Here is a 13,337-nt window from a genome sequence, read left to right on the forward strand (position 1 = left end):
TTGTCAGCCCAGCCCTTTGTCATTCGCTCGCGCCAGCTTCGCCTGGCCGCGGGAATGATGGCGGCCGTCCTTCTGGCCATGGCGGGGCCCGCGGTCGCGCAGACGCCTCCGGCACAGGCGCCGGCGCCCAAGGCGGCCCCTGCACCGGCTCAACCCGCCAGGCCTGCCCCGGCACAAGCTGTGCCCGTGACGCCCCCGGCTGCTGCCGTCCCGTCGGCCCCGAACCAGCCGCCCAAGGCCGCCGAGGCTGCGCCGCAGGCGGTGCCGGGCTTCTGGGACCCGCGGCGGCGGCCGGATCGGCCCGACCTGTCGCGCCTCACCGTGATCCGCTTCCTGACCGAGACCGATTATCCGCCGTTCAACTTCACCGGTCCGGACGGCAATCCCGCCGGCTTCAATGTCGACCTGGCGCGCGCGCTCTGCGACGAGATCAAGGTCACCTGCACCATCCAGATGCGTCGCTTCGAGACCCTGATCGATGCGCTGGCGACCAACCGGGGCGATGCCATCATCGCGTCGATGGCGGTGACGCCGCAGCTGCGCGCCAAGGTCGATTTCACCGATCCCTATTATCGCGCGCCGGCGCGCTTCGCGTCGCGCCGCGACAATGTGATGCCGGAAATCCGCCCCGAGTATCTCGAGGGCAAGAAGGTCGGCGTCATCGCCGGCACCTCGCACGAGGCCTATCTCAAGGCGATGTTCACCGACGCCGAGATCCATTCCTATCCGGACAACGACGCGCTGCGCGCTGCGCTGCGCCGCGGCGAGGTCGACTTCATCTTTGGCGATGCGATCTCGCTCGCGTTCTGGATCAACGGCACCGATTCCGCCGAATGCTGCGCGTTTTCGGGCGGCCCCTTTGTCGAGAGCCGCTATTTCGGCGAGGGTGTCGGCATCGCCGTGCGCAAGGGCAACGATCTGCTTAGGCAATCGCTGAACTGGGCGCTGTTCCGGATCTGGGAAAAAGGCCGCTACACCGATCTGTGGCTGCGCTATTTCTCGATCAGCCCGTTCTGAACTCGTCATTCCGGGTTCGATGCTGCGCATCGCCCCGGAATGACGACAAACTTCCCGTCGTTTTGCATTTTTCCGCGAAAGCGTTAGTTTTCGCGGCCTTTTTGGAGAAAGCCTGAAGAAATGTCCGTGATTGATCTTGCTGCCAGCCCGAGCGACCTGCGGGCGCTCGCCGAACAATCCAACGCCTGGCCGTTCGAGCAGGCGAAAGCGATTGTGGCGCGGCTGAAGAAAAATCCGAAGGACGAGGTGCTGTTCGAGACCGGCTACGGCCCCTCGGGCCTGCCGCATATCGGCACCTTCGGCGAAGTGGCGCGCACCACCATGGTGCGCCACGCCTTCCGCGTGCTCACCGAGGACAAGATCAAGACGCGCCTGCTCGCCTTCTCCGATGACATGGACGGCCTGCGCAAGGTGCCGGACAACGTGCCGAACAAGGAGATGCTGGCGCAGCATCTCGGCAAGCCGCTGACCAAGGTGCCCGATCCGTTCGGCACCCATCCGAGCTTCGGCCAGCACAACAATGCGCGGCTGCGCGCCTTCCTCGATCAGTTCGGCTTCGACTACGAGTTCGCGAGCTCGACCGAGTATTACACTTCCGGCCGGTTCGATGCCGCGCTGCTGCGCATGCTGGAGCGGATCGAGAAGGTGATGGCGATCATGCTGCCGTCGCTGCGCGAGGAGCGGGCGGCGAGCTACTCGCCGTTCCTGCCGATCTGTCCGCGCACCGGCCTCGTGCTCTACGTGCCGGTGACAGCGCACGACGCCAAAGCCGGCACGATCTCCTATGAGGATCCCGAGACCAAGGAGAGCGTCACCGTTCCCGTCACCGGAGGCCGCTGCAAGCTGCAATGGAAGCCGGATTGGGCGATGCGCTGGTACGCGCTCGGCGTCGACTATGAAATGGCCGGCAAGGACCTGATCGATTCGGTGAAGCTGTCCGCCAAGATCTGCGCGGCGCTCGGCGGCACGCCGCCGGAGGGCTTCAACTACGAGCTGTTCCTCGACGAGAAGGGCCAGAAGATATCGAAGTCGAAGGGCAACGGGCTCACCATCGACGAATGGCTGCGCTACGCCTCGCCGGAATCGCTGTCGCTGTTCATGTATCGCGAGCCCAAGGCGGCGAAGCGGCTCTATTTCGACGTCATCCCGCGCAATGTCGACGACTATCAGCAGTTCCTCGATGGCTTCACGCGGCAGGAGCCGCGGCAGCAGCTGCAAAATCCGGTCTGGCACGTCCATTCCGGCAAGCCGCCGCAGGCCGACATGCCCGTCACCTTCCAGCTCTTGCTGACGCTGGTGTCGTCGTCGAACGCGGAGAATGCCGAGACGCTGTGGGGTTTCATCGGCCGCTATCGTCCGGGCGTGACGCCGCAGACCCATCCGAAGCTCGATGCGATGGTCGGCTATGCCATCAACTATTATCGCGACTTCGTGGCGCCGACCAAGCAGTTCCGCGAGCCCACTGAGGCTGAGCGCGCTGCGCTGCAAGACCTGCGCGATGCCCTCGCCAACATGCAGGCCGACGCGACCGCGGAAGACATCCAGAACGTGGTCTACGAGATCGGCCGCCGCGAGCCGTTCCTCGACACGGTCAAGAAGGGCAAGGACGGCCGTCCCGGCGTCTCGCTCGACTGGTTCAACATGCTCTACCAGGTGCTGCTCGGCCAGGAGAAGGGCCCGCGCTTCGGCTCCTTCGTCGCGGTCTACGGCGTGCAGAACGCGGTCAACATGATCGACGGCGCGCTGGCGCGGTCGTCGTAGGGGGGACCAGCTTTCAATGCCGTCGTCCCTGCGTAAGCAGGGACCCATAACCACCGCTGCGAGTCGACGAACCGCGCTGCGGCCCCAGTGGCGTGACATGCGAGCATTGGTGGTTATGGGTCCCGGCTCAAGGCCGGGACGACAGGGGTGTTTGCGGCGCCAAGCCCGCAAAATGCGGATAGCTGGCCAGCAGCATTGTCAGCGGAGGCCGCGGCCGGCTTGCGCTACACTCCGTCCCATAAAATCAGCACGGCCTCCGTCGAGAGGCCGGCACAGATGGGAGCATGCGCATGCAGTTCAGGGTTTCGCCGACATCGCTGCAGGACAGTTTGAGCGCCGAGGAATGGCAGGCGCGGGTCGATCTCGCGGCCGCGCATCGGCTCGCCTACATCCACGGCTTTTCGGAAGGCATCTTCAATCATCTCACCTTCGTGGTGCCCGGCCGCACCGATCGCTACTACCAGATCCCGTTCGGCATGCACTGGTCAGAGGTGACAGCGTCGTCCTTCATGGAGGTCGGCATCGACGATGCCGAGGTGAAGCGCGGCGAGGGTGAGGTCGAGCGCTCCTGCTTTTGCATCCATGCGCCGATCCACAAGGCGCTGCCGCAGGCCAAGGCTGTGTTCCACACCCATATGCCGTATGCGAGCGCGCTGACGCGGCTCGAGGATCCGCGCATCAAGGAGATCGGGCAGACCGAGGTCGGGCTGTCGGAAGCGATCGCCTATGACGATCTCTACACCGGTCCTGCGCTGGATCCCGAGGAAGGCGCGCGGCTCGCCAAGGTGATCGGCAACAAGACCATCCTGTTCATGGCCAACCACGGCATCTCGACCGTCGGCGAGACCGTCGCCGATGCCTATGACCGGCTCTATTACATCGAGCGCGCCGCGCAGGTGCAGATCTATGCGATGTGGACCCAGCAGCCGCTGAAGCAATTGCCGCAGCATGTGGTCGAGAAGACCAAGCGCGATTTCCGCGACGATCACCTCTACAACGGCCCAAGCCCGTCGCAACGGCATTTCGATGCGCTGAAGCGGATGCTGGACCGCAAGGAGCCGGACTACGCGACGTAGCCGCAGGTAGCGAGGCGCAACCGCAATCTCCGCTGTCGTCCCTGCGAAAGCAGGGACCCATAACCACAGGATCGAGTTGTCGAAGCGAGCTGTGGCCCCAGCTCGCTACAATTCAAGCTGCGGTGGTTATGGGTCCCGGCCTTCGCCGGGACGACACTGGTTTTGTGGCGACGGAATCGCCGCAGCTACTGGCTCGCCCACACGACGCGCGCGATCCACGTGACCTCCTCGGCATCGAGCATGCGGTCGGGATGCTCCGGATTGAGTGACGCGAGTTCCAGCACCTTGCCAGTGCGCCGCTTCAGCTCCTTCACCATCACCTCGCCGCCGGTCGTGCGCACCACGACGCGGTCGCCGCGGCGGATCGCGGTCGCGGGTGACACCACGATGATGTCACCTTCGCGATAGGCCGGCTTCATCGAGTCGCCCTCGATCTCCAGTGCATAGGCGTGCTCGTCTGATGTCGCCGGCAGCGCCACTTCATCCCAGCCCTTGCCGGCGGGAAAGCCGCTGTCGTCGAAATAGCCGCCGGCACCGGCCTGCGCGAAGCCGAGCAACGGCACCGACTGGCCGCCGCGCGGACCATCGCCGAGCAACTGCACGAAAGTCTCCATGTTGGCATTGCTAGCGGCCAGCGCCTTGGAGAGCGATTCGGTCGACGGCCAGCGCTCGCGCCCGTCGCCGGTCACGCGCTTGGACTTGTTGAAGGTGGTGGGGTCGAGGCCGGACTGCTTGGCAAGGCCTGATGGCGACAGGCCGGCGCGTTCGGCGAGCCGGTCGAGCGCGGCCCAGACCTGCGCGTGGGTCAGCGGTCGGGCGGCTTTGGACTGTTTGGCCATCGAGGGCACCCCGGATGGTAGGAATTATTACCTGAAACTGGGCGTTTCCGCAAATCTGCCGTCGGATGTGTCCTGGCACCGCTTGAGTTGCGACGCCGCCGCCGATACGGTCCCTCGCTCGCCATATGGCGTCTGGGGCATTTCCCCTCAAATCCGGATAAAACCCCAAGAGACTCAAGGACAAAAGGGAAGGCCGGGCCGTGCCCATGATCTACAAAATCACCCCCGCTTCGGCCTGGCGCGAGGCCGAGCGGCAGGGCGTCTACCGGGGCAGTGCGGACGACCATCGCGACGGCTTCATCCATTTTTCCACCGCCTCCCAGGTGGCCGAGACCGCGCGCAAGCACTATCACGGGCAAACCGGCCTGTTCCTGGTCGCGGTCGATGCCGATGCGCTCGGCGACGCCTTGCGCTGGGAACGCTCGCGCAATGACGAATTGTTCCCGCATCTCTATGGCGAGCTCGACCTCGGCGCGGTCACCGAAATCCTCAGCCTGCGCGCGCGCTCCGATGGCGGCCACGACGTTCCGGAGCTCAAGTCGTGATCCGCGCCTTCGACGCCTTCTCGCTGCCGCTGCTGCGTTGGTTCGATCCCGAGGATGCCCATCGCATGGCGATCCAGGGCTTGAAGCTGCTGCCGCCGATCCGGCAGCGGCCGGATGATCCCAAGCTCGCGGTGCGTGCCTTCGGGCTGAACTTTCCGAACCCGATCGGCATGGCGGCGGGTTTCGACAAGAGCGCCGAGGTGCCCGACGCCCTGCTGCGGCTTGGTTTCGGCTTTGTCGAGATCGGATCGGTGACGCCGAAGCCGCAAGCCGGCAACCCGCGGCCGCGGCTGTTTCGCCTGGAGCGCGACGAAGCCGTCATCAACCGCATGGGCTTCAACAATGACGGCGAAGAAGCCGTGCTGCGCCGGCTCGCCGCGCGCGCCAGCGGCGGCGGCATCATCGGGGTCAACGTCGGGGCCAACAAGGATTCGACCGACCGCGTCGCCGACTATGTGAAGCTGATCGAGACGTTTGCTCCGGTCGCGAGCTATTTCACCGTCAATGTCTCGTCGCCGAATACGCCGGGCCTGCGCAATCTGCAGCAATCAGCGGCGCTCGACGATTTGCTGGCGCGGGTGATCGATACCCGCGAGCGCGTGCGCAAGAACGCCGGCGATTCGCCGGTGCTGCTGAAGATCGCGCCGGATCTGAGCCTCACCGAACTCGACGATGTCGTTCATATCGCCCGCTCGCGGCGCGTCGACGGCATGATCGTCGCCAACACGACGCTGGCGCGTCCCTCGACCTTGCGCGAGGAGAACCGGGCCAGGGAGCAGGGCGGCCTGTCGGGCCGTCCGCTGTTCCGCCTGTCGACGCGAATGGTGGCCGAGACTTATGTTCGCGTGGAAGGCGCATTTCCGCTGATCGGCGTCGGCGGCATCGATAGCGGCGGCGCCGCGCTGACCAAGATCCGCGCCGGCGCCAGCCTGATCCAGCTCTATTCCTCGCTGGTCTACAAGGGCATCGGCCTCGTCGACGACATCAAGCGCGACCTGTCCTCGACCTTGCTGCGCACGGGGCGCGACTCGCTGTCGGAAATCGTCGGCGCCGATGCCGCGACCATCACGGCCGAGGATTGGCCGGTGAGATAACGAAGCTCTCGTGCCCCGGATGCAGTGCAGCGCGCCGCAGTTGCGGCGTGGTGCGCTGCTGGTCCGGGGCCCATGGTCGACATAGGTCCCGGCTCTGCGGCGCGACACTTCGTGCCGCACCGCGTCCGGGACACGAGAGGCTTGGCCGAGCTACTTGAACGTCTTCCTGAGCAGTGTCGGATAGCGCAGGCCCTGCAGGCCGCCGCGCGCGACGTAGAAGCCGAGCAGCGCGATCCAGAGGCCGGTGTTGCCGAACGAGCTGAGCACCCACCATGCGGCGAGGAAGATCGCGAGCGAGGCCAGCATCAGATTGCGCATCTCGCGCGCCCAGGTCGCGCCGACATAGATGCCGTCGAAGCCGAAGGCGAACACGCCGGGCAAGGGCGCAAGGATCACGAACACCAGGAACTCGCGCGCTGAGCTGCGCACGTCCTCGCTTGTGGTCATCAAATTGATCAGCGCCGGTCCGAACAGCGCGAACAGCACTGATACGACCAGCGCAAAGCCTATACCCCACAGCAGCACCAGCCGGGTCGAATCGGCAAAGCCGCGTGCGTCGCGCGCGCCGAAGGCGCGGCCGCAGAGCTGTTGCGCGGCGTTGGCGAGGCCGTCGAGGAAGAAGGCGCTCACCAGCAGGAAATTGTTCAGTACTGAATTCGCCGCCAGCGTGACGTCGCCTTCGCGCGCGCCCTTGGCGGTGAAGAACAGGAACACGACGATCAACGCCGCGGTGCGGACCATGATGTCGCGGTTGACGGCCAGCATGCGCATCAGCTTGGCGCGGTCGAACAGCGTGGCCGCCGGCACCGCGAAGCCGCCTTGCGAGATCCGCCATGCCACCACGATGCCGGCAGCGAAGCCGGTCGTCTCGGCAAGCACGGCGGCGATCGCGGCACCGGCGATCCCCGCGCCGTAGACCTGCACCAGCAGCACGGTTGCCGCCATGTTGATCAAATTGATCACGATCTGCAGGATAAGCGCCAGATTGGCGCGCGCCTGCCCGACCAGCCAGCCCAGGATGACGTAATTGGCGAGCGCCAGCGGCGCCGACCAGATCCGGATCATGAAATAGCTCTTGGCTGCGCGCGTGACGCCTTCGCTGCCGCCCATCAGCTGGAACGTGACAGCGGCCAGCGGCACCTGCAGCGCGATCAGCGCAGCGCCGACCAGGCCGGCGACGATGAAGCCGCGCACCAGGATCGCGGCATATTCCTGCGGTTCGCCCGCGCCTTGAGCCTGCGCGGTGAAGGCCAGCGTGCTCATGCGCAGGAAGGCGAACAGCCAGAACAGGCAGTCGAAGATCACCGAGGCCATCGCCACCCCGCCGAGCAGCGCGGCATCGTCAAGCCGGCCGATCGCCGTCGTCGAGACGATGCCGATCAGCGGCGTGGTCAGGTTGGCGACCATCGCGGGACCGGCGATGGCGAATACCTGGCGCGTCGTGATCTTTGGGTGGGCGGGTGCGTGCATGGCTACAGTTGCAAGGAATATGCGCTTCTATCGCGACATCCCTCGCGCGACCATGCCGGAATTGTACTCAGAGCAATGCGGTGGCGGAGGGGCGGGTGACCTGCAAGGCAATTGCATGGTCAGAACACCACGACCATGCCGTCGCTCGCCGCCGTGTAGGGCAGGCTGCCGACGCGGCTGAGCATGTCGTCGCTCATATGGGTCAGCACCACGCGCCTGGCGTTGATGGCCGGCAAATGCGCTTCCAGCGTTTTCAGGCTGAGATGGTTCTTGACCATCTTGTCGTAGGTATAGGCCTCGGCGATGAAGAGGTCGGCGTTCTGCGCGGCCGGGATCAGCGCATCGGTCCACTCGGTGTCGGCGCTGTAGCTGACGACGCGGCCTTCCGCCTCGATGCGATAGGCGAGAAATGGCCCGCCGGATTCGCCATGCACGACAGGATAGGGCGTCACCGTCACCTCGCCGAAGCTGCGCTGCGCCTGCGGTGCGAGCGTGACGACGGACAGATCGAAGCGCTGTTTGGTTTTGGAGGAATGCTCGAACATCACCTCCATCACCTCCGGCAATTTCGTTTCGATGCCTTGCGGCCCGGCGATCACCAGCGGCCGGGTGCGGCGAGAGAATTGCGCGTCGAGCAGGAAGAACGGCAGGCCGGCAAAATGATCGCCGTGGAAATGCGTGATCAGGATCAGGTCGATCGCGTCGCGGTCGATCTCGAGCCGCTTCAGCGCCGGCAGCGAGGACGCGCCGCAATCGATCAGGAAATTGGCGCGCTGGCCGCTGACATGGAAGCAGGTGTTGAAGCGGCCTCCGGAGCCGAATGCATCGCCGCAGCCGACAAATTGCAATTGCATCGGCTGCGGGTGCTCCTTTGGATCAGCGGCCGCGCGGCGCGCCGAACAGCCGCGACAGCAGCCAGATCGGGATCACGATCACGGCGCCGAGCAGGAAGTAGCGCCAGGCCCAGTTGATCGCATCGAAGCCGAAATCCCAGATGGTCTGGAACAGCCTGCGGACGCTGTTGAGGATATTCCACGGGTCGAGGCCGATCGCGGCAAGCACGACGCCGACCAGGATCGAGAGCAGGATCAGCCGGAACGCCACCGAGAGCGGCGATCCGCCGAGAAAGCGGTACAGGCCGTCACTCTGGCCGCCGGCCGGCAAGTCCCTGACGTCGTTCGGCATCTGTCTCTCCTGGCGGAATCGCGCACATTATAGGTCACGGCGCAGCACATGGGAAACCCGCGAGCTGCGATCAATGGCTGCCATGCGGCTTGCGGGTTTAACTTCCTGTCATGGAGATTAACATCCGTTCAAGTGTCTCAAGCCGGTCGGCTTCGTCAGGCTTCTTGTCCCAGCGCAGGCGGCTGATCCGGGGAAAGCGCATCGCGACGCCGGATTTGTGACGCGGCGAGCGTTGCAAGCCCTCGAAGGCGACTTCCAGCACCAGCCCCTGATCCGGCTCGTGCACGACATGCCGCACCGGACCGAACTTCTCGGTGGTGTTGCGGCGGACGAAGCGATCGATCTGCAAGAGTTCCTCGTCGGTGAAGCCGAAATAGGCTTTGCCGACCGGCACCAGCTCGTCGCCGGCCTCGCCACTTGTCCAGACCCCGAACGTGTAGTCGGAATAATAGGACGAGCGCTTGCCGTGACCGCGCTGGGCATACATCAGCACCGCATCGATGATGTGCGGATCGCGCTTCCATTTCCACCACGGGCCCTTCGGTCGCCCGGGCAGATAGGGCGCGTCGCGCCGCTTCAGCATCACGCCTTCGACCGCGTCGGCATCGTCGCCGGCGCCCGCACTCTTCGGATCGGCGCGCGCCGCGGCCAGTTCTTCCCAGCTCGCGAACGGGACCGTCGGCGACAGATCGATGCGCGGATCATCCAGCTTGGCGACGAAGGCTTCGAGATGCGCGCGGCGTTCGGTGAAGGGTAGCTCGCGCAAATCGTTTTCGCCGTCGCCGAGCAGGTCGTAGGCGCGTAAGTGGATCGGAAACTCCTTGATCAGTTTCGGCGAGACAACCTTGCGGTTCAGCCGCTGCTGCAACACGTTGAAGGTCTGCACGCGGCCGTCGCGGAGCACCAGCAATTCGCCGTCGATCGCGCCGGGCAGATGCAGCGACGGCACGAGGTCGGGGAAGCTGCCGGTGATGTCCTCGCCGGTGCGTGAATAGAGCCGTGCCTGGATGTGGCCGCGCGCGTCGCGGCCGGCGACAGCCTGCACGCGGATGCCGTCCCACTTCCATTCCGCGCTGAAATCGGCGGCGTCGAGATTGGCGAAATCGCTGTCCTCGATCGCATGCGCCAGCATCACCGGGCGGAACGGCACAGGGTCCAGGTTGACCGGCTTGTCGCCGCGGCCTTCGAGCCAGGCGAACAGGTCGAGATAGGGCGGCGACAGGCCCGGCCACATCAGCTCGATCTCGTGCGGGTCCTTAGTCCCGAGCGCCGCCGCCGCCGTCTTCGCCAGCCGCGCCGAGATCCCGATCCGCATCGCACCGGTGACGAGCTTCAGCAGCGCCCAGCGCCCGGTCTCGTCGAGCTCGTCCAGCCAGCGCGCCAGCTGCGCCGGCAACTCGGCCTTGCCGAGCGTGCGCAGCGTGGTGACGACGTCGGTGAGCGTGGGAGGCGGCGGGTTGTTGTGAGTTCGCGGAGTCTCATTGCTATCTCGCCTGCGGTACCCCTCTCCCTGACCCTCCCCCGCAAGGGGGGAGGGAACCCTTCCTCCGGTGCGTCCCTCACCTGCGTCAATTATATCGCCGTGAGGTGAGCACGACGGTTGGGCTCCCTCCCCCCTTGTGGGGGAGGGTTGGGGAGAGGGGTGGCCCCGGAAAGATTCGCTGTGAGATGCATCAGTCGCCTTCGGCCACATCAGCGCGACGGTTTCGGAGAGATCGCCGACGTAGTCATAGGAATAGCCAAACAGCACCGGGTCGGCGCGTTCGGTGATCAGGTCGCGGATCAAGCCCGGCTTGGCGTGCTTGAACGACAGCGCGCCGGTGAGCGCCGCCAGCGCGTAGCCGCGGTCGGGATCCTCGGTCTCGCGGAAATAGGCAACCAGCAGCTTGATCTTGTTGTTGCGGCCCGGCTCATAGGCAAGGCGGTCGAGCAGCTCGGCAAAGCGGTTCATGGCTTCTTGGTCTCGCCGACGGGCTGGCCTTCGCCGGTGGGCTCCGCCTCGCCGGTGACCGCGGCCGTCTCGCCCTCGTCCTCATCGCCATAGCCGACCAGATCGAGCGGCCGCGCGGCAAGACCCTTGCTCTTGCACCAATGCACCAGCGCGTCTTCCTGGCCGTGGGTGACCCAGATCTCGCCTGCACCGGTCGCGGCAATCGTCGCCGTCAGCCCCTCCCAGTCGGCGTGATCGGAGATCACCAGCGGCAGCTCGATGCCGCCCTGCCGGGCCCGGGCGCGCACGCGCATCCAGCCCGAGGCGAAGGCCGTGACCGGATCGGGGAAGCGCCGCGTCCAGACGTCGGAGGTCGCGCTCGGCGGCGCCAGTGTGATGGTGCCGGCAAGCTCGGCCTTCTTCATGCCGCGCACCGACCGGAGTTCGCCGAGCGGAATGCCGCGTTCCTGATAGTAATAGGTGATCTTCTCCATTGCGCCGTGCAGATAGATCGGCGCGTCGTAGCCGGCCTCGCGCAGCAGCGCGATGACGCGCTGCGCCTTGCCGAGCGAATAGGCGCCGACCAGATGCGCGCGCTCCGGAAACAGTTTGACGGAGGCCAGCAGCTTCTTCACCTCGTCGGCGGCATCGCCATGGCGAAACACGGGCAGACCGAAGGTCGCCTCCGTGATGAAAACGTCGCAGGGCACCAGCTCGAACGGCGAGCAGGTCGGGTCGCGCGCGTCCTTGTAGTCGCCGGAGGCGACGATGCGGGTGTCCTGGCAGGTGACCGATATCTGGGCGGAGCCCAACACATGCCCGGCGGGATGAAATGTCACCGTGACGTCGCCGAGCCTGATCTCCTCGCCGTAAGCGACCGCCTGCGTCGTGCCGGCGAAATTCTCGCCATAGCGCAGCCGCATCATGTCGAGCGTTTCTTGCGTCGCGAGAACCGCGCCATGACCCGCCCGCGCATGGTCGGAATGGCCATGCGTGATCAGCGCCCGTTCGACCGGCCTGACAGGATCGATGTGGAAGCCGCCGGGCTTGCAGCAAAGCCCGGCCGGGACGGGCATCAGGATGTCTTGCGGGCGCATTGCCGCAATATAGGTGCTCCATCGGCGATGTTTAGCGGTCGCGAGCGGGCTTGACCGGCGCTTCCATCTCCGGAAAGAGTCCGTGCTTTGATGGATGGCCGGACCCCGGCCCAGATGGTTCCTTAGAAAGCGAATGGCCCCCCGCCTGTTTCTGTCCTCCGGCGACCTCGTTGCCGACCGCCGCTACGAGTTCGCGCGCGACCTGCAATTGAAGGGCGATCTGCCGGCTGCCGCCGAGCTGCTCGAACAGGCCATCGAGCTGGTGCCGAAATTCCCGTCGGGCTGGTACACGCTGGGCAAGATCCGCCTCGAGCTCGGCCAGCGCGAGGCCGCGATCGCAGCCTTCCGCGCCGCGCGCGATGCCGATCCCGACGACCGCCATGGCGCCGGCCTGCATTTGATGCAGCTCGGCGTCGAGGCCGTCGGCGCGATGCCGCCGGGCTATGTGCAGACGTTGTTCGATCAATATGCGCCGCGTTTCGAGGCCGCGCTGGTCGGCGATCTCGGCTATCGCGGCCCGGCGCTGCTGTTCAAGGCGGTGTTGTCGGTGCGCGCTTCTGCGAAGAAGCCGGCGTTCTTCAAGCGTGCGATCGATCTCGGCTGCGGCACCGGCCTTGCGGCCGCTGCATTCGCGCAGCACGTCGATCGCTTCATCGGTATCGACCTGTCGCCGCGCATGATCGACAAGTCACGCGCCACGGGATTCTATGCCGAGCTCGAGGTCGACGACATGCTGAAGGGCATTTCAGGCAAGCCGGACGCCAGCGCCGAATTGATCCTGGCTGCGGACGCGATGGTCTATGTCGCCGATCTCGCGCCGGTGCTCACTGAAGCCGCGCGCGTGCTGGTCGGAGGCGGCGTGCTCGCTTTCACCACGGAGACCCATGACGGCGAGGGCGTCATCCTCGGCGAGGGGCTGCGCTACGCCCACAGCGCGGCCTATGTGCGCGCTTCCGTCGCGGCCGCCGGGCTGACGCTGGCTCTGCTCGACGATCTCTCGGCGCGCAATGAGGACAACATCCCGGCGCCCGGGCTTGTCGCCGTCGCGACCAAGGCGTGACGCGCTTACCCTCCCCTGGAGGGGGAGGGTCGGTTCGCATGAAGCGTAGCGAAATGCGAAGCGGGGTGGGGTGATCTCTCAACACGGGCAGCGCTGAGGTGGAGAGACCTTCACCCCACCTCGCCGCTCATTGCATTCGCGTCGATCCTCCCCCTCCAGGGGAGGATAAGAGCGCGATCCCATACATCGCTCCCAACTTGAGTCTACACGCTACGCATTTGCCGTGACGCGGCATTGCGCCGCAAAGCGGTGACTTCGCGCTT

12 protein-coding genes are annotated in these 13,337 nt (G+C 65.7%); 6 read left to right on the forward strand and 6 right to left on the reverse strand.

Annotated features, from left to right (window positions below):
• Positions 1–72 precede the first annotated feature (72 nt).
• The 3 genes from ACOIX3_RS03620 to ACOIX3_RS03630 all read left to right on the forward strand — a co-directional run bounded on the left by ACOIX3_RS03620 (position 73) and on the right by ACOIX3_RS03630 (position 3,854).
• A complete protein-coding gene (locus tag ACOIX3_RS03620) occupies positions 73–1,017 on the forward strand; it encodes a transporter substrate-binding domain-containing protein (RefSeq protein ID WP_420971964.1) in 945 nt (314 codons plus the stop codon).
• A 120-nt stretch (positions 1,018–1,137) separates the two neighbouring features.
• Positions 1,138–2,778 carry a lysine--tRNA ligase gene (locus ACOIX3_RS03625; RefSeq protein ID WP_420968431.1) on the forward strand — a complete coding sequence of 547 codons (1,641 nt, stop codon included), beginning with the start codon at positions 1,138–1,140 and terminating at the stop codon, positions 2,776–2,778.
• Between the two features lie 290 nt (positions 2,779–3,068).
• A complete protein-coding gene (locus ACOIX3_RS03630; RefSeq protein WP_420968432.1) occupies positions 3,069–3,854 on the forward strand; it encodes a class II aldolase/adducin family protein in 786 nt (261 codons plus the stop codon).
• Positions 3,855–4,039: 185 nt separating this feature from the next.
• Here ACOIX3_RS03630 and ACOIX3_RS03635 read toward each other — a convergent pair whose 3' ends face one another.
• Complete coding sequence (locus tag ACOIX3_RS03635; protein ID WP_420968433.1) at positions 4,040–4,693, reverse strand: S24 family peptidase; 654 nt, start codon at positions 4,691–4,693, stop codon at positions 4,040–4,042.
• Between the two features lie 206 nt (positions 4,694–4,899).
• Here ACOIX3_RS03635 and ACOIX3_RS03640 point away from each other — a divergent pair, with 206 nt between their 5' ends.
• Together ACOIX3_RS03640 and ACOIX3_RS03645 are read left to right on the forward strand one after the other, a co-directional pair.
• The gene (locus ACOIX3_RS03640; RefSeq protein WP_420968434.1) at positions 4,900–5,238 is read left to right on the forward strand and encodes a DUF952 domain-containing protein; all 339 of its coding nucleotides are present in this window, start codon (positions 4,900–4,902) and stop codon (positions 5,236–5,238) included.
• On the forward strand, positions 5,235–6,332 hold the full coding sequence (locus tag ACOIX3_RS03645) for a quinone-dependent dihydroorotate dehydrogenase (RefSeq protein WP_420968435.1): 1,098 nt from the start codon (positions 5,235–5,237) through the stop codon (positions 6,330–6,332). The genes ACOIX3_RS03640 and ACOIX3_RS03645 overlap by 4 nt, the downstream gene beginning before the upstream one ends.
• 150 nt (positions 6,333–6,482) lie before the next feature.
• On the opposite strand, the gene ACOIX3_RS03650 is transcribed toward ACOIX3_RS03645, so the two are convergent.
• The 5 genes from ACOIX3_RS03650 to ACOIX3_RS03670 form a co-directional block, all read right to left on the reverse strand.
• On the reverse strand, positions 6,483–7,802 hold the full coding sequence (locus tag ACOIX3_RS03650; RefSeq protein WP_420968436.1) for an MATE family efflux transporter: 1,320 nt from the start codon (positions 7,800–7,802) through the stop codon (positions 6,483–6,485).
• Between the two features lie 119 nt (positions 7,803–7,921).
• Positions 7,922–8,656 (reverse strand): MBL fold metallo-hydrolase, encoded by a 735-nt coding sequence (locus ACOIX3_RS03655; RefSeq protein ID WP_420968437.1) that lies wholly within the window; start codon positions 8,654–8,656, stop codon positions 7,922–7,924.
• Positions 8,657–8,678: 22 nt separating this feature from the next.
• A complete protein-coding gene (locus tag ACOIX3_RS03660) occupies positions 8,679–8,987 on the reverse strand; it encodes a DUF6460 domain-containing protein (RefSeq protein ID WP_024581783.1) in 309 nt (102 codons plus the stop codon).
• Positions 8,988–9,084: 97 nt separating this feature from the next.
• Entirely contained in the window at positions 9,085–10,938 is a 1,854-nt protein-coding gene (locus ACOIX3_RS03665; RefSeq protein WP_420968438.1) for a cisplatin damage response ATP-dependent DNA ligase, read from the reverse strand.
• Positions 10,935–12,014, reverse strand: coding sequence for a ligase-associated DNA damage response exonuclease (locus ACOIX3_RS03670; RefSeq protein WP_420968439.1), 1,080 nt, complete (start codon positions 12,012–12,014; stop codon positions 10,935–10,937). The genes ACOIX3_RS03665 and ACOIX3_RS03670 overlap by 4 nt, the downstream gene beginning before the upstream one ends.
• A 133-nt stretch (positions 12,015–12,147) precedes the next feature.
• On the opposite strand from ACOIX3_RS03670, the gene ACOIX3_RS03675 reads away from it, so the two are divergent.
• The gene (locus ACOIX3_RS03675) at positions 12,148–13,074 is read left to right on the forward strand and encodes a methyltransferase domain-containing protein (protein ID WP_420968440.1); all 927 of its coding nucleotides are present in this window, start codon (positions 12,148–12,150) and stop codon (positions 13,072–13,074) included.
• Positions 13,075–13,337 lie beyond the last annotated feature (263 nt).

Source organism: Bradyrhizobium sp. B120, from assembly GCF_049075665.1.
GTDB lineage: Bacteria > Pseudomonadota > Alphaproteobacteria > Rhizobiales > Xanthobacteraceae > Bradyrhizobium.